At 68.0% G+C, this 18384-nt stretch carries 21 protein-coding genes; 9 read left to right on the top strand and 12 right to left on the bottom strand.

The annotated features are described in order from the left end of the window. Positions 1 to 3 precede the first annotated feature (3 nt). The 4 genes from ilvD to OF829_RS16105 are packed head-to-tail and all read left to right on the top strand — an operon-like array spanning position 4 to position 4682. Positions 4 to 1725 carry a dihydroxy-acid dehydratase gene (gene ilvD, locus OF829_RS16120; RefSeq protein WP_264941146.1) on the top strand — a complete coding sequence of 574 codons (1722 nt, stop codon included), beginning with the start codon at positions 4 to 6 and terminating at the stop codon, positions 1723 to 1725. Next, positions 1706 to 2110, top strand: coding sequence for a hypothetical protein (locus OF829_RS16115; protein ID WP_264941145.1), 405 nt, complete (start codon positions 1706 to 1708; stop codon positions 2108 to 2110). The genes ilvD and OF829_RS16115 overlap by 20 nt, the downstream gene beginning before the upstream one ends. Beyond that, a complete protein-coding gene (locus OF829_RS16110; RefSeq protein ID WP_264941144.1) occupies positions 2107 to 3498 on the top strand; it encodes an NAD(P)H-hydrate dehydratase in 1392 nt (463 codons plus the stop codon). Before OF829_RS16115 ends, OF829_RS16110 begins: the two co-directional genes overlap by 4 nt. After that, a complete protein-coding gene (locus tag OF829_RS16105; RefSeq protein WP_264941143.1) occupies positions 3489 to 4682 on the top strand; it encodes a class I SAM-dependent RNA methyltransferase in 1194 nt (397 codons plus the stop codon). Before OF829_RS16110 ends, OF829_RS16105 begins: the two co-directional genes overlap by 10 nt. 125 nt (positions 4683 to 4807) lie before the next feature. Here the strand turns inward: OF829_RS16105 and truA are convergent, their stop codons facing one another. After that, the gene (gene truA / locus OF829_RS16100; protein WP_264941142.1) at positions 4808 to 5548 is read right to left on the bottom strand and encodes a tRNA pseudouridine(38-40) synthase TruA; all 741 of its coding nucleotides are present in this window, start codon (positions 5546 to 5548) and stop codon (positions 4808 to 4810) included. Beyond that, the gene (fmt, locus tag OF829_RS16095; RefSeq protein ID WP_264941141.1) at positions 5545 to 6444 is read right to left on the bottom strand and encodes a methionyl-tRNA formyltransferase; all 900 of its coding nucleotides are present in this window, start codon (positions 6442 to 6444) and stop codon (positions 5545 to 5547) included. The genes truA and fmt overlap by 4 nt, the downstream gene beginning before the upstream one ends. A gap of 181 nt (positions 6445 to 6625) precedes the next feature. Here fmt and recR point away from each other — a divergent pair, with 181 nt between their 5' ends. The 4 genes from recR to OF829_RS16075 all read left to right on the top strand — a co-directional run bounded on the left by recR (position 6626) and on the right by OF829_RS16075 (position 9914). After that, positions 6626 to 7222 (top strand): recombination mediator RecR, encoded by a 597-nt coding sequence (gene recR / locus OF829_RS16090; protein WP_264941140.1) that lies wholly within the window; start codon positions 6626 to 6628, stop codon positions 7220 to 7222. Between the two features lie 48 nt (positions 7223 to 7270). After that, positions 7271 to 7795, top strand: coding sequence for a peptide deformylase (gene def, locus OF829_RS16085; RefSeq protein ID WP_264941139.1), 525 nt, complete (start codon positions 7271 to 7273; stop codon positions 7793 to 7795). Positions 7796 to 7874: 79 nt separating this feature from the next. Next, the gene (locus OF829_RS16080) at positions 7875 to 9152 is read left to right on the top strand and encodes a DNA recombination protein RmuC (RefSeq protein ID WP_264941138.1); all 1278 of its coding nucleotides are present in this window, start codon (positions 7875 to 7877) and stop codon (positions 9150 to 9152) included. Positions 9153 to 9230: 78 nt separating this feature from the next. Beyond that, positions 9231 to 9914: a tetratricopeptide repeat protein gene (locus tag OF829_RS16075; RefSeq protein WP_264941137.1), complete on the top strand. Its 684-nt coding sequence runs from the start codon at positions 9231 to 9233 to the stop codon at positions 9912 to 9914. On the opposite strand, the gene OF829_RS16070 is transcribed toward OF829_RS16075, so the two are convergent. From OF829_RS16070 to OF829_RS16055, 4 genes are all read right to left on the bottom strand, one after another. After that, positions 9915 to 10631, bottom strand: coding sequence for an META domain-containing protein (locus OF829_RS16070; protein ID WP_264941136.1), 717 nt, complete (start codon positions 10629 to 10631; stop codon positions 9915 to 9917). 241 nt (positions 10632 to 10872) lie between these two features. After that, positions 10873 to 11364, bottom strand: coding sequence for a hypothetical protein (locus OF829_RS16065; RefSeq protein WP_264941134.1), 492 nt, complete (start codon positions 11362 to 11364; stop codon positions 10873 to 10875). Beyond that, a complete protein-coding gene (locus OF829_RS16060; protein ID WP_264941133.1) occupies positions 11361 to 12368 on the bottom strand; it encodes a proline iminopeptidase-family hydrolase in 1008 nt (335 codons plus the stop codon). The genes OF829_RS16065 and OF829_RS16060 overlap by 4 nt, the downstream gene beginning before the upstream one ends. Positions 12369 to 12456: 88 nt before the next feature. Beyond that, positions 12457 to 13254, bottom strand: a complete 798-nt coding sequence (locus OF829_RS16055) for a TrmH family RNA methyltransferase (RefSeq protein ID WP_264941132.1) — start codon at positions 13252 to 13254, stop codon at positions 12457 to 12459. A 99-nt stretch (positions 13255 to 13353) separates the two neighbouring features. Between OF829_RS16055 and OF829_RS16050 the strand changes: the two genes are divergently transcribed. Further along, positions 13354 to 13773, top strand: coding sequence for a DUF6326 family protein (locus OF829_RS16050; protein WP_264941131.1), 420 nt, complete (start codon positions 13354 to 13356; stop codon positions 13771 to 13773). 12 nt (positions 13774 to 13785) lie between these two features. Here the strand turns inward: OF829_RS16050 and OF829_RS16045 are convergent, their stop codons facing one another. Genes OF829_RS16045 through OF829_RS16020 form a run of 6 tightly spaced genes read right to left on the bottom strand, consistent with a single transcriptional unit; the run spans position 13786 to position 18126 of the window. Continuing rightward, the gene (locus OF829_RS16045; RefSeq protein ID WP_264941130.1) at positions 13786 to 14058 is read right to left on the bottom strand and encodes an HPr family phosphocarrier protein; all 273 of its coding nucleotides are present in this window, start codon (positions 14056 to 14058) and stop codon (positions 13786 to 13788) included. Continuing rightward, entirely contained in the window at positions 14055 to 14462 is a 408-nt protein-coding gene (locus OF829_RS16040) for a PTS sugar transporter subunit IIA (RefSeq protein WP_264941129.1), read from the bottom strand. Before OF829_RS16040 ends, OF829_RS16045 begins: the two co-directional genes overlap by 4 nt. Before the next feature lie 2 nt (positions 14463 to 14464). Beyond that, positions 14465 to 15403 carry an RNase adapter RapZ gene (rapZ, locus tag OF829_RS16035; RefSeq protein ID WP_264941128.1) on the bottom strand — a complete coding sequence of 313 codons (939 nt, stop codon included), beginning with the start codon at positions 15401 to 15403 and terminating at the stop codon, positions 14465 to 14467. Then, entirely contained in the window at positions 15400 to 15858 is a 459-nt protein-coding gene (locus OF829_RS16030) for an HPr kinase/phosphorylase (RefSeq protein WP_264941127.1), read from the bottom strand. The genes rapZ and OF829_RS16030 overlap by 4 nt, the downstream gene beginning before the upstream one ends. Then, entirely contained in the window at positions 15858 to 17450 is a 1593-nt protein-coding gene (locus OF829_RS16025) for a sensor histidine kinase (protein ID WP_264941126.1), read from the bottom strand. Before OF829_RS16025 ends, OF829_RS16030 begins: the two co-directional genes overlap by 1 nt. Then, positions 17419 to 18126 (bottom strand): response regulator transcription factor, encoded by a 708-nt coding sequence (locus OF829_RS16020; protein WP_264941125.1) that lies wholly within the window; start codon positions 18124 to 18126, stop codon positions 17419 to 17421. Before OF829_RS16020 ends, OF829_RS16025 begins: the two co-directional genes overlap by 32 nt. Positions 18127 to 18384: the final 258 nt, after the last annotated feature.

Here is an 18384-nt window from a genome sequence, read left to right as displayed (position 1 = left end):
ATCATGACCCAGCGATTCGACAAATCCCGCCTGCCGTCGCGCCACGTCTCCGTCGGCCCCGAGCGCGCCCCGCACCGCAGCTATTATTACGCGATGGGCCTCACCGAAGAGGAGATCGCGCGGCCGTTCGTCGGCATCGCCAGCGCGGGCAATGACAGCGCGCCGTGCAACACCACGCTCGATGCCCAGGCCGATGCCGCGCGCAAGGGCGTGGAGCAGGGCGGCGGCATGCCGCGCCGCTTCAACACCATCACCGTGACCGACGGCATCGCGATGGGGCATCAGGGGATGCACTCGTCGCTCGCCAGCCGTGAGGTGATCGCGGATTCGGTCGAGCTCAGCGTGCGCGGCCATTGCTATGACGCGCTGGTCGGCTTTGCGGGGTGCGACAAGTCGCTGCCCGGCATGATGATGGCGATGCTGCGGCTCAACGTGCCCAGCATCTTCGTCTATGGCGGATCGATCCTGCCGGGCCGCTTCCACGGCAAGGACGTGAGCGTGAAGGACGTGTTCGAGGTGGTCGGCCGCTATGCCGCCGGCAACTGCCCGCTCTCCGAGGTGCACGAACTCGAACGCGTCGCTTGCCCCGGCCATGGCGCATGCGGCGGGCAATATACCGCCAACACCATGGCGTGCGTCGGCGAGGCGATCGGCTTATCCTTGCCGAACAGCAATATGGTGCCAGCACCTTATAGTACGCGTGAACAGATCGCGGTCGCCGCGGGCGCGCAGGTGATGGAGCTGCTCGCGGCGAATATCCGCCCGCGCGACATCTGCACCCGCCAGGCCTTCGAAAATGCCGCGCGCATCGTCGCCGCGACCGGGGGATCGACCAATGGCGGGCTCCATCTCCCCGCAATGGCGAGCGAGGCGGGGATCGAATTTGACCTGTTCGACGTCGCCGAAATCTTCAAGACCACCCCCTATTGCGCCGATCTCCAGCCCGGCGGCCAGTATCTGGCGCGCGACATGTACGATGCGGGCGGCGTCTATATGCTGATGAAGTCGCTGCTGGCGGAGGGCTATCTCCACGGCGATTGCATGACCGTGACGGGCAAGACGCTCGCCGAGAATATCGAGCTAGTTACCTGGAATCCCGACCAGAAAGTCATCTATGACGCCAAGACGCCGATCACGCCGACGGGCGGTGTCGTCGGCCTCAGGGGCTCGCTGGCGCCCGAAGGCGCGATCGTGAAGGTCGCCGGCCTCCACAATCTGGTGTTCGAGGGCCCGGCGCGCGTGTTCGACCGCGAGGAGCCCTGCTTCGCCGCGGTCGAGGCGCGTCAGATCAACGACGGCGAGGTCATCGTCATCCGCTACGAGGGGCCCAAGGGCGGTCCGGGCATGCGCGAAATGCTCTCCACCACCGCCGCGCTCTATGGCCAGGGCATGGGCGAGAAGGTCGCGCTGATCACCGACGGCCGCTTCTCGGGCGCGACGCGCGGCTTCTGCATCGGCCATGTCGGCCCCGAGGCCGCCGATTGCGGCCCGATCGCGCTGATCGAGGATGGCGACACGATCCGCATCGATGCCGAGGCGGGGACCATCGATCTGCTGGTCGACGAAGCCGTGCTGGCCGAACGCCGCGCCAACTGGCAGCCGCGCACCAACAACTATCAGGCTGGCGCATTGTGGCGCTATGCGCAGAATGTCGGTCCTGCCTATAAGGGCGCGGTGACGCACCCGGGAGCCAGCGCCGAAACCCATGTCTACGCGGATATCTAGCGCGCTCGCGACGCTCCTCCTCCTCGCCGCCTGCGATCAGAAGCTCCCGGACAAGGTCGCCCAGGCCAAGGCCGCCCGTAGCGAGCGCGCGATCGCCGAGGCCGAGGGCAAGATCGAATGCCTCACTCCCGGCGCGAACGCCTTCGCCTATGTCTGCGCGATCGACCGGACCCAGTCGCAGGACGGGCTGTACCTGACGCTGCGCCACCCGGACGGCGGTTTTCGCCGCCTGCTGGTCACCAGGGACGGGCGCGGCGTGATCGCCGCCGACGGTGCCGAACAGGCGCAGGTCACGCCGCTCGCGGACGATCTGATCGAAGTGTCGATCGCGGGCGCCCACTATCGCTTGCCCGCCACCGTTCGCGGGCAGAAAAAGGCGAAATGATCCCGGCAAACGCCCCCATCGTCACCGCCGACGCGATGCGCGCGGCCGAAGAGCGTGCCTTCCGCCACGAAAGCCAGCACGACGTCATGGAGCGGGCAGGCGAGGCGGTCGCCCGCGAGGCGGCGCGCTTCGCGCTGGGCCGCCCGATCCTGGTGCTCGCCGGGCCGGGAAACAATGGCGGGGACGCCTATGTCGCCGCCCGGCTGTTGAAGGCCTCGGGGCATGACGTCAGCGTCGCCGCGCTGGGCGAGCCCAAAACCGGCGCCGCCGAAGCCATGTTCCGCGCCTGGGAGGGGCCGACCACCTCGCTCTACGAAGCCCGCGCGCGGCCCTTCGTGATCGACGGGCTGTTCGGCACCGGTCTTGCGCGCCCGATCGAGCGCGGACCCCGGGCGCTGATGGCGGACCTGATCAAGGCCGCCGAGTTCAGCCTCGCGATCGATCTCCCCTCGGGCCTCGACACCGATAGCGGCGAGGATCTCGGCGCCCAGCGTGTCACCGCCACCATCGCGCTCGCCGCGCTCAAGCCTGCGCATGTGCTAGCGGCTGGCCTGGAGAAATGCGGCCATGTCCTGCTCGCGGATATCGGCATTCGGGTCGATACCAGCTGGCGTACCGTCGCCCGGCCCCGGTTGCGCGCGCCGGGCGCGCATGATCACAAGTACAGCCGCGGTATGGTCGCGATCGTCGAAGGCGCGATGCCCGGCGCGGCGCGGCTCGCGGCGGGCGCGGCGATGGCGGGTGGGGCAGGCTATGTCACGCTTGCGGGAAGCGGCGAGGGCGGCCCCGATGCGCTGGTCCGCCGCGCGATCGACGGCGCCGATGCGCTGGTCGATTTCCTCGCCGACGAGCGGATCGACGCGCTGGTGATCGGGCCCGGCCTCGGCCGCGAGCGGCGCGCCGAGAATATGCTCAAGGCCGCGCTCGCCTCCGCGCACCCGCTGGTGCTCGATGGCGACGCGCTCAGCCTGCTCGGGCGCGGGGCGGGGCGCTGGCTGAACGGCCGCGCCGCGCCCGCCTGGCTGACCCCGCATGCCGGCGAATTCGACCGCATGTTCGAAATCGAGGGCAGCAAGATCGAGCGTACCCTCGCCGCAGCCGCCGAAACCGGGGCGACGGTGATCCACAAGGGCGGCGACACCGTCATCGCTTCGCCCCAGGGCGACGTCCGTGTGCTGGCGGGCGCGACGCCATGGCTGTCGACCGCGGGTACCGGCGACATCCTCGCCGGCCTGCTCGCCGCGCGCGTCGCCGGAGGCCAGCGCGGGACCGAGGCGGCGGAGGCTGCCGTCTGGCTCCACGCCGGGGCCGCGCACCGTGCCGGACCCGCCTTCATCGCCGATACGCTGATCGATCATATCCCCGGAGCGCTCGCGCAATGCCTGTAGAAGACGAGATCGTCCGCGTGCTCTCGCGCGGCGACGGGGTCACCGCCGATGGCCGCCACGCGCCGCTGGCGGCCCCCGGCGATCGGCTGATGGCGGACGGCACGCTGATCCCCGGGCCCAACCATCAGCGCCCGCCCTGCAAGCATTTCCCGGTCTGCGGCGGCTGCCAGCTCCAGCATCTCGATGAGGCGGCGTGGAGCCAGTTCATCGTCGATCGCATCGCCGCCGCGCTTGCCGCCAACGGGCTGAGCGCCGAGATTCGCGCGCCTTTGCTCTCGCCGCCCAAGACCCGCCGCCGCGCCACGCTCCACGCCGAACGGCGCGGCCGCCAGATCCATATGGGCTTCACGCAGGCGGGCAGCCATGCGCTGGTCGATCTCGACGAATGCTGGGTGCTGGCGCCCGAGCTGTTCGCGCTGATCGCGCCGCTGCGGGGCCTGCTGGCGGGCCTGCTCCCCAACACGAGGCGAATCAACGTCCATCTCGCCCTCACCGATCAGGGCCGCGACGTGCTGATCGACGGGCTCGACGCAGAAGGCCTCGCCGCCGCCGAGGCGCTCACGGGTTTCGCGCGCCGCCACAAGCTCGCGCGGCTGGCGATCGACGAGGGTTTCGGGCCGACGGCACGCTGGGAGCCCGATCCGGTGACGGTGACGCTCGGGGGCGTTCCCGTGCCCTTTCCGGGCGGCAGCTTCCTCCAGGCGACCGCGGAAGGGGAGGCGGCGCTGGTCGCCTCGGTCTACGAGATCGCCGCCGATGCCGATACGATCGCGGACCTGTTCGCCGGGCTGGGCACCTTCACCTTCGCCTTTCCAAATGCCCGAATCTATGCGGCGGAGGGCGCGCGCGATCCGCTCCTCTCGCTCAAGGCGGCTGCGGGCATGGCCCAGCGCCAGGTCTTCGCCGATCACCGCGACCTGTTCCGCCGCCCGCTGACCCCCGCCGATCTCAATAATTTCAACGCGGTGGTGCTCGATCCCCCGCGCGCCGGCGCCAAGGAGCAGGCGGCCGAGCTGGCGGCGTCGAGCGTTAAGTTGATCGCCTATGTATCGTGCAATCCCAATACGTTCGTGCGCGATGCCGATATTCTGTGCAAAGGCGGCTACACGCTCGACTGGATCCAGCCGGTAGGCCAGTTCCGCTGGTCCACCCATGTCGAGCTGGCGGCGCGGTTCAGCCGCTAACTCCTTCTCCCTTTGGGAGAAGGAAGGGGCCCGCCGCGAAGCGGTGGGAAGGATGAGGGTGACGGTTCACCCTCACCCTTCCGCCGACTTCGTCGGCTCCCTCCCTCTCCCAAAGGGAGAGGGATTCAAGGATAATCCGCCCGCAGAAAGAACAGCCCGTCCGAAGGCGCGTTGAGCCCCAGCGCCGCACGATCCTTCGCCTCGAGCGCCGCGCTCATGTCGTCGGCCGTCCATTTCCCCTGGCCGACCAGCGCCAGGCAGCCCACCATCGACCGCACCTGATGGTGGAGGAACGACCGCGCCGAGGCGCGGACGGTGATCCGCTCGCCTTCGCGCGCCACGTCGAGCCGGTCGAGCGTCCGCAAGGGGCTGTCCGCCTGGCAATGCGCTGAACGGAAGGTGGTGAAATCGTGCCGGCCTAGCAGCCGCGCCGCGCCCTCGGCCATCGCCCCGGCGTCGAGCTCGTTCGCGATCCGCCACGCCAGGCCCTTTTCCCAGGTCAGCGGCGCGCGACGCTGGATGATGCGATACTCGTAATGCCGCGCGATGCAGGAAAAGCGCGCGTGCCAGCCGCCCGCGACCATCTCGCACTCGAGGATCGCCACCGGCGCCGGCCGCAGCTTGGCATTGAGCGCTTCCATCAGCCGGAACGGCGTGATCGGCCGCGCGATATCGATATGCGCGCGCATGCCGAGCGCATGGACGCCGGCATCGGTCCGCCCCGCCGCGTGGCAGGCGACGGTCTCGCCCGTCACCTCGAACGCGGCCTCCTCGATCGCCTGCTGGACGCTGGGGCCGTGATCCTGCCGCTGCCAGCCCATGAAGGGGCGGCCGTCATATTCCACGGTGAGCGCGAAGCGGGTCAAAGCTGCGTGCCCGCGGGAATCGGGAAGCCGCGGAGGAGTTCCTCCGCCGTCATGACGCCACGGCCTGCACGCTGGACCTTTAGCGGGCGGATGGCGCCGGGCTTGCAGGCGATCTTCAGATCATCTGTGAGCGTCATGCCGGGCGCGCCTTCTGCGGGCATCACGTAAGCGTCAAGGATGCGAATTCGCTCGCCTTGGAACTCAAACCAGGCTCCCGGCGGATTGAACGCCTGTATCTGCCGCACGACCGCGAAGGCGATCTGTGAAAAGTTGAGCTGCGTCTCTGACTTGTCGATCTTGGCCGCGTAGGTCACCCCTTCCTCCGGTTGCGCGACCGGCGGATAGGCGTCGATATCGCTCAGCACCTCGACCATCAGCCGCGCGCCCATCGCGCTCAGCTCGGCAGTGAGCTCACCGGCGGTCTTGCCCGAGGCGTAAGTACGCCCTTCCAGCCGAACCGGCCCGGTATCCAACCCCGCCTCCATCTGCATGATGCAAACGCCGGTCTCGCTGTCGCCCGCCAGAATCGCCCGCTGGATCGGCGCCGCCCCGCGCCAGCGCGGCAGCAGCGAGGCATGGACGTTGAGGCATCCCAGCCGCGGCGCATCGAGCACCGATTGCGGCAGAATCAGCCCATAGGCGGCGACCACCGCGACATCGGCCTTCAGCGCCGCGAACGCCGCCACCGCCTCGGGCTCCTTGCGGAAGGAGAGGGGGGTGCGGACTTCGATCCCCAGCGCTTCCGCCCGCGCCTGAACCGGCGAGGGCGCGATCTTGCCGCGATTCCCCCGCCGCGGCGGCTGGCTGTACGCCGCCACCACCTCGTGCCCGGCCTCGACCAGCGCATCGAGCACCGGCACCGCGAATTCGGGGGTTCCCATGAAGATCACACGCATGGCCAGCGCCTTTAGGAGCAACGGTCAGCTGATGCCAGTCACCCTCACCCTTCCGGCGCTTCGCGCCTCCCTCCCTCTCCCAATGGGAGAGGGAAGGGGCCCGCCGCCGCAGGCGGTGGGAAGGGTGAGGGTGACGTGCGAGGAGGTTTCCTTTCTGTTCCCCGCTCGCTATCTCCCCACCATGGCCTCCCCCGAAATCGAAGCGCTGACCCAGGCCCTGTCGCGGCTCCCCGGCCTTGGCCCACGTTCGGCCCGCCGCGCTGTCCTTCATCTGCTCAAAAAGCGCGAAACCGCGCTCGATCCGCTGCTCGCCGCGCTCAGTCAGGTCAGCCAGCGGCTCGCCACCTGCGCCACCTGCGGCAATGTCGATACGACCGACCCCTGCGCCATCTGCGCCGATCCGCGCCGCGACGCGCGGTCGCTCTGCGTCGTCGAGGAAGTCGCCGATCTCTGGGCGCTCGATCGCTCGCGGCTCTTCCCCGGCCGTTTCCACGTCCTGGGCGGCCGACTCTCGGCGCTCGAGGGCATCCGCCCCGAGGATCTCGCGATCGACGGCCTCGTCCGCCGTATCGCCGCGGGCGGGATCGACGAGGTGGTGCTCGCGATGAACGCCACGCTCGAGGGCCAGACCACCGCGCATTACATCGCCGAGCGGATTGAGGCCTATCCGGTTCGCGTCACCCAGCTCGCGCACGGCCTGCCCGTCGGCGGCGAACTCGACTATCTCGACGAGGGCACGCTTGCGCAGGCGCTGCGCGCGCGGCGTCCCGTCGCCTAGCGGACATCCCATCTTGCAGCCGGGCGCGAGCGAAACTAGATCGCACCCATGGCCCTCCTGCCCATCATCGAAGTCCCGGATTCCCGGCTGCGCATCATTTCGACTCCGGTCGATACGGTCGACGACGAACTGCGCGATCTGATCGGCGACATGTTCGACACCATGTACGACGCCCCCGGCATCGGCCTCGCCGCGATCCAGGTCGGCGTGCCCAAGCGCGTGATCGTGATGGATCTGCAGGAGCAGGAGGATGAGGAAGGCAAGCCGATCCGCGAGCCGCGCGTCTTCATCAATCCCGAGATCGTCGACCCTTCCGAAGAGCAGAATGTCTACACCGAGGGCTGCCTGTCGGTCCCCGACCAATATGCCGATGTCGAGCGCCCCGCGACCTGCCGGGTGAAGTGGCTCGACGAGAAGGGCGAGGCGCATGACGAGGTCTTCACCGGCCTGCTCGCGACCTGCATCCAGCACGAGATGGATCATCTCGAAGGGATCGTCTTCCTCGACCATCTCTCGCGCCTCAAGCGCGACATGATCATGAAGAAGCTGACCAAGGCGCGTAAGGCCGCCTGATCCCCCTCCGCGGGAATGACGAAGGGGTTGCCGCTCGCCGGCCGGCCAGCTAGGTTCGCTTTCTGTTCCGGGAGGCTGAATGGACTCGCTCGCCCCAATCCTGATCGTCGCGGCATTGCTGGGCGGGCTCGCGCTGGGCTGGTTCCTGGGTGGGCGCGGCGCGGCGCAGATGCGGGCCGAGCGCGATGCGCGCGAGGCCGATTTCCGTGCCGCCGCCGCCGATCTCGCCCGCGCCCAGATCGAACTGGCCGAGACGCGCGGGGCGGGGCAGGGCTTCGAGGAGAAGTTCGCCAATCTCGCGCACCGCGTGCTCGGCGAGGCGCAGAAGACGCTGGTCGAGCGCGCCGATGCCCGCTTCCACCAGGCCGGCGAGAAGACCGAGGCGCAGCTGAAGGCGCTGCTCCAGCCCGTCGAGGCCACGCTCAAGCGCTATGAGGAGGGGCTGAGCAGCGTCGAGAAGGAGCGGGTGGGCAGCTATCAGGCGCTGCGCGAGGCGGTGACGCTGCTTCACACCGGCCACACCCAGGTGCGCGACGAGACCGCCAAGCTGGTCAATGCGCTGCGGGCGAGCCCCAAGGCGCGCGGCCGCTGGGGCGAGCAGAGCCTGCGCAACGTGCTCGAACAGGCCGGGCTCTCGCCCTATGCCGATTTCCAGACCGAGGTTTCGGTCAACACCGAGGACGGGCGCCTGCGCCCCGACGTGATCGTCCGCATGCCGGGCGGGCGCAAGCTGATCATCGACGCCAAATGCTCGCTCAACGCCTTTCTCGACGCGAGCGAGGCGCATGACGAGGTGGTGCGCACGGCGCACCTCCAGGCGCACACCGCGGCGATCCGCCGCCACGCCGAACAGCTCGGCTCGAAGAATTACTGGGCGCAGTTCGGCGACGCCGCCGACTATGTGATCCTCTACATTCCCGGCGAGCATTTCCTCACCGCCGCGCTCGAGCAGGACGACGGTCTGTGGGAATGGGCGTTCGAGCGCCGCGTGCTGCTCGCCACGCCCACCAATCTCGTCGCGATCGCGCGCACCGTCGCCAGCGTGTGGCGGCAGGAGCGGCTCGCCGAGGAAGCCGCCGAGATCGCCCGGCTCGGCAAGGAACTCCATTCGCGCCTCGCCACCATGGGCAGCCATGTCGCGCGGATGGGCCGCAACCTCGAAGCGGCGACCGGCGCGTATAATGCGATGGTCGGCAGCCTCGAAAGCCAGGTAATGACGCAGGCCAAGCGCTTCGAAACCCTGGAGGTTTCGAGCGGAACCAAGGAGATCGAGCCGCTCCCGATGATCGAAACCGCCCCGCGCCCGCTCGCCAAGCTGGTGACCGGCCCGGCGGATGAGATCGAGGCCGCGGAGTAGAGTGGGCGCAACCGGCATTTATCCCGGGTTCATGTTCGGCCCGTTAGCCTTCGCCCGAACGCATCGAGGGAGGGGATCATGCGCTTCTTGTTGGCATTGTTGCTCGCGGCCATGCCGCTGTCGCCCGCGATGGCGCAGGGAAGCTGGGCCACATCGCCGCGCGCCGAGCGGCTCCAGCAGCTGTTCGACGCCGTTCGCGAAGGCCGCGCGGCCGAGGCGATCGATCTCGCCGATCCGATCCTCGCCGAATATGAAAAGACCTATCCCGCCGGGATTCGCGTCTTTTGCATTGGGGACATGAACGATCTGCCGCTCTATCTCGACGCCGCAAAGGGCGTGGAGCGATCGGAGATGATCGCCATCGACACCGGCTGGTGCTTCGCGCTCTGGGCCAAGGGCTATGCGCTGGTCGACCTGCATCGCATCGACGAGGCGGTGCCGTTCCTCGAGCGCGCCGTCGCGATGGAGCCGATCAATTCGCAATATCTGTCCGAGCTGGGCAACGCCTATCAGGAGCTCAAGCAGTTCGACAAAGCGCTCGCCGTCTTCACCCGCGCCGCCGACGCAGCGCAGCGCCTTCAAGGCGACCACCGCGTCCACTGGCTCACCCGCGCCTGGCGCGGCATGGGCTTCAGCCTGATCGAGCTGCGCCGCTGGGACGAGGCCGAGGCGCTGTATCGCCAGTGCCTCGAACTCGATCCCAACGACGCCAAGGCGAAGAACGAACTGGCCTATATCGCCCAGCAGCGCCCGAAGCGCTGATCAGCGCCGCCCGCCCTCGGGCGCGAGCACCAGGGTCCGCCCGCGCGCGCCGGTGAGCACCAGCTTGCCGCCGCGATTCCGGCTGACGCTCAGCCGCTGGCCGAGCAGCTGCAGAAAATCCTGCTCCTGCGTGCCGGTGAAGCGCGTGCAGGCGCGCTTGGTGGTGATCAGCGGCCCGGCGCTCAGCCGTCCGCGCTCGAAGCTGAAGCGGCCCGAAAATGCGTTGCACCCGGTATTGCCGCTCACCCGGCCATTCTCGAACCGGATGGTGACGGTCGTGCCGGGGACCACCGGCCGCCCGGCGATCGACCGGACGCGCCAGCTGCCATCGACGATCGGCCGCGGTACTTCCACCGCCGCTGCGCCGCCGCAGCCCTGATATTGCCGCCCGTCGACGCTCACCTGCACCGTGTCGGGATAGGTCCGGTCGCTCATCCCGTCGCTGCAGCGCTTGTGGACGATGTTCACGTTGATGCGCCGGGTCTGATAGATTTCGCCGGCAAAGCCATGGATCACCCTCGGCGTCGGCACGCTGACCGCGGGTCCATCGGGGCGTTCGAACTTCATCGTCTGCGGCGTGATCGTCAGCGCCCAGAAGGGCTCGGTGCCCAATGCCTTGTACGGCGCGCGCTCCGCCGGATTCTGGGCGCTGGCGTCGCCCGGCGTGAACGCGGCGATGGTCAGCAGGCCGGCGGCGGCGAGGGTTGAGATATGCATTGCGAAAACTCCTTCGGCATCCGGTTAGGATGACGTGGCTGAACGGTGCATTGCCGTAACAATACACTGGCGTTCAGGTTCCGCAGGTTGAGCTGCCAAGGTGGATTGACATTCAATCCTCCCCCGCGAGGGGGAGGTGTCAGCGGAGCTGACGGAGGGGGAGGACGGCGGTGACCTCAAGGTTCCGTATCCTCCCCCTCCGACGCCTTCGGCGCCACCTCCCCCTGGCGGGGGAGGATTGTCAGTGGCGATATTTGGAAAACGCGCCCGCCGCGGTCCTGGTCCGCGAGCCCTGGCCGAAATGGGTCGCGTAGCGATGGCTGCCGGTGCAGGCGAAGCGGTACAGCGCCGAGGCGGGCAGGATCGGCTTCGGGCCCGAGCCCGCCGACGAGACCTCGCGCATGCGGCCGCCCGTATAGAAGGTCGCCACCAGCCGGGCATCCTGGGTGTTCGCCGCGCAGTCGATGGTGACGATCGACCGGCTGCCGGTCGCGCCGCTCGCCTTGGGCTGGCGATAGACCAGGAAGGTCGGCAGCTCGACCCGGTCGCCGTTCCGCACGGCCTCGCCATCGACCAGCACGACCGTGTCCCCGGAGCCCACACCCTCTCCGGTGACGTCAAGCCCCCACCAGTCGCCCTGATCGAAGCTGTCGGCGACATGCTCGACCTCCGCCGACTGGTCCTGCGCCATCGGAGCGGCGAGCATCAGGGCAAGCAGGGACAGCAGTTTCACTCGAGCTTCCTCAGGAACCGCAGCAGCCCCGCGAAATAGACCTGCTGGTCGTCATACATCGCCATATGGCTGCCCTTGGGGCAATAGAGAAACTCGCCGCGCGGGAACGCCTTGGCCATCCGCTCCATATAGGCCGGGTCCATCGTGTCGTAGCGCGCGCCGATCACCAGGGTCGGCACCTTGATCCCGGGCAGATCGGCGAACCGGTCCCAATCGACCAGGTTGCCGCCGGCGCCCAGCTCGCTCGGCCCCTGCATCATCGTGTAGATATGCGGGTTGATCTTCGCGAAGGCGCGGTTGACCGGCTCGGGCCATTGGTCCGCGGGCATGCGCAGGAAATGCTGCTCGTAATGGTTCGGTATCAGCAGCTCCATATAATGCGGATCCTCGGTCTTGCCCGCGGCCTCCATCGCCTGGATCTCGGCGAGCGCCTTGGGATCCATCGCCGGCATGATCACGCGCCTGGCATAGTCGTTATAGGCGGGGATCGAGGCCATCATGTTCGAGACGATCAGGCATTTGAGATTCTGCTGATATTTCAGCGCATATTCCATCGCGAGCAGCCCGCCCCAGCTCTGGCCGAACAGGCAGAAATTGCTCGAATCGAGCCCGAGCGCGATCCGCACCTGCTCGACCTCCTCGACGAAGCGGGGGAGCACCCACAGGCTGTCGTCGTCGGGCTTGTCGCTGTTTCCGGCGCCGAGCTGGTCGTAATAATAATATTCGACCCCCGCGCCGGGCAGGTAGCTGTCCATCGCCTCGAGATAGTCGTGCGGCACCGCGGGCCCGCCATGGAGCAGCAGCACCTTGAGCTTGGGATTGTTGCCGACGCGCTTGGTCCAGACGCGGAACTTGCCCCTGGGCGTGTCGATCGTGATCATCCGCGCGCCGCCCGACAGGATGTCGCTGCGGCCTTTATTGTCGAAATAGCCGGCGGGCTGCGCCTGCGCGGCGAGCGGAAACAACAGCAGCGCCGAAAGCGCGGCGATCAGGCGGCGGATCATGGCTCTTCCCCTGTTGGCGAACCGCTTGTGCGGTCTCGCCTCGCTTATAGAGGCTATGGTTACGGACACGAAGCCCGTGCTGGATGCATCAGCGGCTCTGGTTGAGCACTTCATACGCCATTACCGCGGTCGCCACCGCGGCGTTGAGACTGTCGGCCTTGCCCAGCATCGGGATCTTGACCAGCAGATCGCACTCCGCAGCCATGTAATCGGGCATGCCCTGCGCCTCGTTGCCGGTCAGCAGGAAGGTGGGGGCGGCATAGCGTGCCGCGCGATAGTCGCTCTTGGTATCGAGGCTCAGCCCCACCAGCTGCCCCGGCCCCTCGCGCAGCCAGTCGCGGAACTCCGCCCAACTCGCCCGCACCACCGGCACGGTGAACAGCGCCCCCATGCTCGCCCGCACCGCCTCGACCGAAAAAGGATCGACGCACTCGTCGACCAGGATCAGCCCGCCCGCGCCGACCGCGTCGGCAGTGCGCAGGATCGTCCCCAGATTGCCCGGATCGCGCAGCCGCTCCGCCACCAGCCAGATCGCGGCGCTGCTCCGGTCGAGCGCCTCCAGCTGCACCGCGAATTCTGGATAGACGCCGACCACCGCGCCGGGATTGTCCTTGCCCGACAGTTTGGAAAGGATGTCGGCATTGGTCTCGATCGCCTCGCCGCCCGCCGCCTCGGTCGCGGTGACGAGCGCCTTGACCAGCGCATGCCCGGCCATATCTGCCGCGAAGAACAGATATTGCGGCAGCCGCCCCGCCTCGCGTGCCTCGGTCAGGATGCGCAGCCCTTCGGCGAGGAACAGTCCTTCCTCGCGACGATGCTTCTTGTCGCGCAGATTGCGGACGCGCTTGATGAGGGGGTTGGAGAAGGCGGTGATTTCGCGGGGCACGGCGGCTTAATGCCCGCGCAGCCGAGCGACGACAAGCCGGGGAGTCGCGTGAGTGTATTATCCATGCTACACACCTGCGGTCATTCGAGGGAGGGTGTGATGGTGGAAAGGGAAGGACGCGGCGCGGATCTGCCCGTGCCGCTGCGCGTCAAGCTGGCCGCGCTCTGGGCGGCGCTGATGTCGCTCTACATCTATAATGACTATTTCCAGCTCTACCGTCCCGGCACGCTCGCCCGGATGGCGGCCGGCCAGCTCGGACCGCTCGGGCCCGCGACCGAAACGCTGCTGATCATCGTCTCGGTGCTGCTGGCCGTTCCAGCACTGATGATCGCGCTTTCGGTGCTGCTGCCCGCGCCGGTCAGCCGCTGGCTGAATGTCCTCCTGGGCGTCGCCTACACCGCGGTGGAGGTCCTGACGGTCGGGAAGTCCCATCCGGCATATCAGATGGTCGTCGCGCTCGAGATCGCGACGACGTTGATGATCATCTGGCTGGCGGTGCGCTGGCGGGTGCCAGGGTGAACGGCCGGGGCGTCAATCCTCCCCGAAACGGTCCTCGACCAGCTGGACCAAAGCCGCGACCGCACTTTCCGCGCCGTCGCCCTGGGCGCTGATCGTGATCGTGTCGCCCATCGCGGCGCCGAGCATCATCAGCCCCATGATCGAGGTCGCGGTGACCGCCGATCCGTCCTTCTCGACCGTCAGCGGCACGGGTTGCGACGAGGCGAGCGTCACGAACTTGGCGCTGGCGCGGGCATGCAGCCCGCGGCGGTTGCCGATCAATACGGTCTGGCGCGCTTCGCTCACGCAGCGGCCTCGCCGAGCACCTCGGAGGCGACGGTGATATATTTCTTGCCCGCCTCGCGCGCGGCGGCGACCGCATCGGTCACCTTCATCGTCTTGCGCGCGCCGTCGAGGCGGATGAGCATCGGCAGGTTGATCCCCGCGATCACCTCGACGCGGCCCGCCACCATCAGCGAGATGGCGAGGTTCGAGGGGGTGCCGCCGAACAGATCGGTCAGCACGATCACGCCGCGCCCGGCATCGACGTCCGCGATCGCCTTGGCGATGTCCGCGCGCCGTTCTTCCATATCGTCGTCGGGCCCGATGCAGATCGTGGCGATCCGCTCCTGCTTGCCCACGACATGCTCCATTGCGACGACGAATTCCTCCGCGAGGCGCCCGTGCGTCACCAGAACGAGACCGATCATTGCTAAACTCCGCCCCCCGATCCAGCTACCGGGGCTCCTTCTAGTGAGTCCTGCGGCGCGGTCTGTAAATCCCGGTGAGTTACCGTGGGGGAAAATCCTTCGTCGCGCAACCGCGCCGCCATCCGCTCGGCGACATGGACCGAGCGGTGACGTCCCCCCGTGCAGCCGAAGGCGATGGTGACATAGGCTTTCCCCTCCGCCTGATAGCGGGGGAGGAGGAGCAGCAGCAGCGACTCGATCTGCGCCATCGCCTGTCCATAAGCGGGATCGGCGGCGATGTGGGCGGAGACGTCGGCGTCGCGACCGGTGCCGGGGCGCAGCGCCTCGTCCCAGTGTGGATTGCGCAGGAAGCGCATGTCGAACACCAGATCGGCGTTGCTCGGCAGGCCCCGCGCGAAGCCGAAGGACATGACCGAGACCACCGTTTCGCCGAGTCGCTCGCCCGAAAAGGTCGAACGGATCTGCTGCGCGAGCTCGTTCGATCCGAGCGCGGTGGTGTCGATCAGCCGGTTCGACCAGCGCCTGAGCGGCATCAGCAGCTCGCGTTCGCGCGCGATCCCGTCGCTCGCCGGCCGGTCCTGCGCCAGCGGATGCCGCCGCCGCGTCTCCGAATAGCGCCGCTCGAGCTCGCTCCCCGCGCACTCAAGAAACAGGGTACCAATATCGTGACCATGATCCTCACGCAGCTTCTTAATCCGGCGGACGATGCTCTCCGCGTCGAAGCCGCGCGTCGCCACGCCGATGCCGATCGCCAGCGGCCGCTCGTCATCGCTTTCGGTGCTCTCCGGCGGGGGGGTGTCGAGCAGGCGGTTGAGCAGCAGCAGCGGTAGATTGTCGACCGTCTCCCAGCCCAGATCCTCGAGCGTGCGCAGCACGGTCGATTTGCCCGCGCCGGACATGCCGGTGACGAGCAATATCTGTTTGGGCCGCCGCTTGCTCATTTCTCCGGTTCTTTGGCGCCGAGTCGCTTGAGCGCCAGCTCCACCTTGATCGGCGCGGAGGGCTCGAGCGCGGCGAGCGCCAGCACCGGCACGTCGATCCCGGCGATGCGGCGGGTGCGCTGGTCCTCGGGAAAGCGCGGCGGTGCATCGAGGATGACAATCAGCAGGTCCACGGGCGCGCGCTCGACATGCGGCATGTCGATGATGCCCACGCCGCGCACCTCGATTCGGCCGGCGATCGTCGGGGGCGGGGAGGCGTTCAGCTTGCCGCTCTGACGTTGGCAGATCGTCTGGTCGTCGGCGACGAGCAGCGCGCCGCGGTCGATCAGCCGCAGCGCCAGATCGGACTTGCCCTCGCCCGAACGCCCCTCGATCAGCACGGCGCGGCCGCCGATCGCGACGCAGCTCGCATGGATCGTCTCGGACGAAAGCTCGGGTACGCGCAGTTCGGCCATCAGTTGCTCTCGGCTAGCGGGAGGCGGACCACGAAGCGCGCACCTCCCAAACGATCCTCCCGCGATTCAATCGCGATGCTTCCCTGATGCGCTTCGACAATCGTGCGCGCGATGGCAAGCCCCAGCCCCGAATGCTGGCCGAACGCCTCGCTTTCGGGACGGACCGAATGGAAGCGACGGAACACGTCCTCGCGCGCTTCTTCGGGGATGCCGGGGCCTTCATCCTCGACTTGGACGGTCAGCATATAGGCATCGCTGCGCGCCGCGATCGAGACCAGCCCGCCCGCGGGCGAGAAGGAGACGGCGTTCTCGATGAGATTCTCGAACACCCGCTCCAGCCGTGCGCCCTCGCCGAGCACGATCAGCCGCGTCCCCGGCGCACGGTCGAAGACGAGGCGGATGTCGTTGGGCATTTCGCGCGTCTCGCGCTGCTCGATCAGCGCCTCGATCATCTGCCCGACATCGACCGGCTCGAATTTGGCGCGGCTCAGCTGCGCGTCGAGCCTCGAGGCTTCGGAAATATCGGTGATCAGCCGGTCGAGCCGGTGCACATCGTCGCGGACGATCTCGAGCAGCAGGTCGCGCTGCTCCTTCTTCTTGACCCGCGTCAGCCCCTCGACCGCACTGCGCAGCGAGGCAAGGGGGTTCTTGAGCTCGTGGGTCACGTCCGCGGCGAAGCTCTCGGTCGCGTCGATGCGTGCACGAAGGGCGCCGCTCATGTCCGACAGCGCGCGCGCCAGCAGCCCGATTTCGTCGCTGCGCGAGGGCAGGCGGGGCACCACCACTTCGCGCGCGCGCCCCAGCCTCACCCGGATCGCCGCGCGGGCGAGGTGGCGCAGCGGCCGCACGATCGTCCGCGCGAGAAACAGCGAGATCAGGATCGACGCGACCGAGACGATCAGCAGCACCACCCCCAGCCGGTATCGCTCGGCGCGCGCCGTGGTGGTGATGTCGCGCGCATTGACCATGGTCATTACCACGCCGAGCCCGACGATCGGCGCGGCGGCGGTGATCACGGGCGTGCGGTCGGGCGCGCGCCAGACGGTCGCTGGCGAGCCATGCGTCGTCCGCGCGGTGCGCACGTCGGGCCAGTCGAGCCCGCGATCGCCGGGATGATCGCGGTAGAGCGGCACCCAGTCGGCCCCGGCCACCGTATCGATCACCGCGTCGAGGAAGCGCGCGATCACCTGGCCGGTCGGATCCTTGGTCGGATCGCGCAGCAGATTGTTCCGCAGCCCCAACGCCCGGCTGTCGGCGAGCAGCTTGCCTTCCTCGTCATAGAGGCGGATGCGCGTGCCGGTGTCGCGCGCGAGGCTCAGCACCAGCAGCTCGCGCGTCTCCTTGGTCTTGTCCGAAGTGCCCGCGGAGGCGATCGCCTGCGCGATCAGCTTCACCTCGCGGCTCGCCTGGGCGATGCGGCTGTCCGTGATCCGGCTCCGATAGGAGTCGAGATAGGAGAAGCCGCCCGCCAGCAGCGCCAGCGCGAAGATGTTGACCGCCAGAATCCGTGGCGTCAGCGAGACGCGGTTGGACCATTTGAGCGCAAGCTCGCGGTCCTCGCTATTCGTCGGAGAAGCGGTATCCGGCGCCATACAAGGTCTCGATAGCATCGAACTCGGGATCGATCTGCCGGAACTTGCGGCGAACGCGCTTGATGTGGCTGTCGATGGTGCGGTCGTCGACATAGATGTCGTCCTGGTACGCCGCGTCCATCAGCTGGTTGCGCGTCTTCACGATCCCCGGGCGCTGCGCGAGCGTCTCGAGGATCAGGAACTCGGTGACCGTCAGCGTGACGTTGGTCCCGCCCCAGGTGACGCGGTGGCGCGCCGGGTCCATCGTCAGCCGGCCGCGCTCGAGGATTTCGGCGACCGGCGCCTCCTCGCCCTCGGCGGTGGGCACGCTCGCCTCGGTGCGGCGCAGGATCGCGCGGATGCGGGCGATCAGCAGCCGCTGGCTGAACGGCTTGGCGATATAATCGTCCGCGCCCATCGCGAGGCCCAGCGCCTCGTCGAGTTCATCGTCCTTGCTGGTCAGGAAGATGACCGGGATCGCACTCTTCTCGCGCAGCCGCCGCAGCAGCTCGAGCCCGTCCATCTTGGGCATCTTGATGTCGAGCACGGCGAGATCGGGCGGGTTCTCGACGAGCGCTTTGAGCGCGCTCTCGCCGTCCGAATAAACGCGGGTGAGGAAGCCTTCGGTCTGGAGAGCGATCGAGACCGAGGTCAGGATGTTGCGGTCGTCATCGACCAGCGCGACTGTCGCCGTCATTTTGTCTTTCGGGTGTTGCAGCAATACATCAGTGGGGGTTAGCCCAAAGATTGTGGCCGCTCAATGTCATGCCAAGCCCCGGCGAGTCGCAAAGCGCCCCATAAGCGGTCGTTTCGTGGCCGGAAGGGCCGGAGCGGCCCGAATTTTCGAGCCCCTTCAATGCGATGCCACCGGTTACCTAACGGGTGACAACGTTGCCCGTGTTGACTCGCTTGGCGCGGGGATGCTTGCGGCGCCCATCATTGGAGCGCGCCCGGT

Source organism: Sphingomonas caeni, assembly GCF_026013415.1.
Lineage (GTDB): Bacteria > Pseudomonadota > Alphaproteobacteria > Sphingomonadales > Sphingomonadaceae > Sphingomonas > Sphingomonas caeni.
Note: the sequence above shows the minus strand (reverse complement) of the source record. Positions and strands in the feature narration are given on the sequence as shown.

Coding starts and splice junctions, on each gene's coding strand:
- rapZ (WP_264941128.1), bottom strand. CDS start 15,403: ATGAGCAAGCGGCGGCCCAAACAGATATTGCTCGTCACCGGCATGTCC.
- OF829_RS16070 (WP_264941136.1), bottom strand. CDS start 10,631: ATGCATATCTCAACCCTCGCCGCCGCCGGCCTGCTGACCATCGCCGCG.
- fmt (WP_264941141.1), bottom strand. CDS start 6,444: ATGCGTGTGATCTTCATGGGAACCCCCGAATTCGCGGTGCCGGTGCTC.
- OF829_RS16060 (WP_264941133.1), bottom strand. CDS start 12,368: ATGATCCGCCGCCTGATCGCCGCGCTTTCGGCGCTGCTGTTGTTTCCG.
- OF829_RS16115 (WP_264941145.1), top strand. CDS start 1,706: ATGTCTACGCGGATATCTAGCGCGCTCGCGACGCTCCTCCTCCTCGCC.
- OF829_RS16025 (WP_264941126.1), bottom strand. CDS start 17,450: ATGGCGCCGGATACCGCTTCTCCGACGAATAGCGAGGACCGCGAGCTT.
- OF829_RS16050 (WP_264941131.1), top strand. CDS start 13,354: ATGGTGGAAAGGGAAGGACGCGGCGCGGATCTGCCCGTGCCGCTGCGC.
- OF829_RS16110 (WP_264941144.1), top strand. CDS start 2,107: ATGATCCCGGCAAACGCCCCCATCGTCACCGCCGACGCGATGCGCGCG.
- def (WP_264941139.1), top strand. CDS start 7,271: ATGGCCCTCCTGCCCATCATCGAAGTCCCGGATTCCCGGCTGCGCATC.
- OF829_RS16040 (WP_264941129.1), bottom strand. CDS start 14,462: ATGATCGGTCTCGTTCTGGTGACGCACGGGCGCCTCGCGGAGGAATTC.
- OF829_RS16080 (WP_264941138.1), top strand. CDS start 7,875: ATGGACTCGCTCGCCCCAATCCTGATCGTCGCGGCATTGCTGGGCGGG.
- OF829_RS16105 (WP_264941143.1), top strand. CDS start 3,489: ATGCCTGTAGAAGACGAGATCGTCCGCGTGCTCTCGCGCGGCGACGGG.
- OF829_RS16075 (WP_264941137.1), top strand. CDS start 9,231: ATGCGCTTCTTGTTGGCATTGTTGCTCGCGGCCATGCCGCTGTCGCCC.
- OF829_RS16020 (WP_264941125.1), bottom strand. CDS start 18,126: ATGACGGCGACAGTCGCGCTGGTCGATGACGACCGCAACATCCTGACC.
- ilvD (WP_264941146.1), top strand. CDS start 4: ATGACCCAGCGATTCGACAAATCCCGCCTGCCGTCGCGCCACGTCTCC.
- OF829_RS16030 (WP_264941127.1), bottom strand. CDS start 15,858: ATGGCCGAACTGCGCGTACCCGAGCTTTCGTCCGAGACGATCCATGCG.
- recR (WP_264941140.1), top strand. CDS start 6,626: ATGGCCTCCCCCGAAATCGAAGCGCTGACCCAGGCCCTGTCGCGGCTC.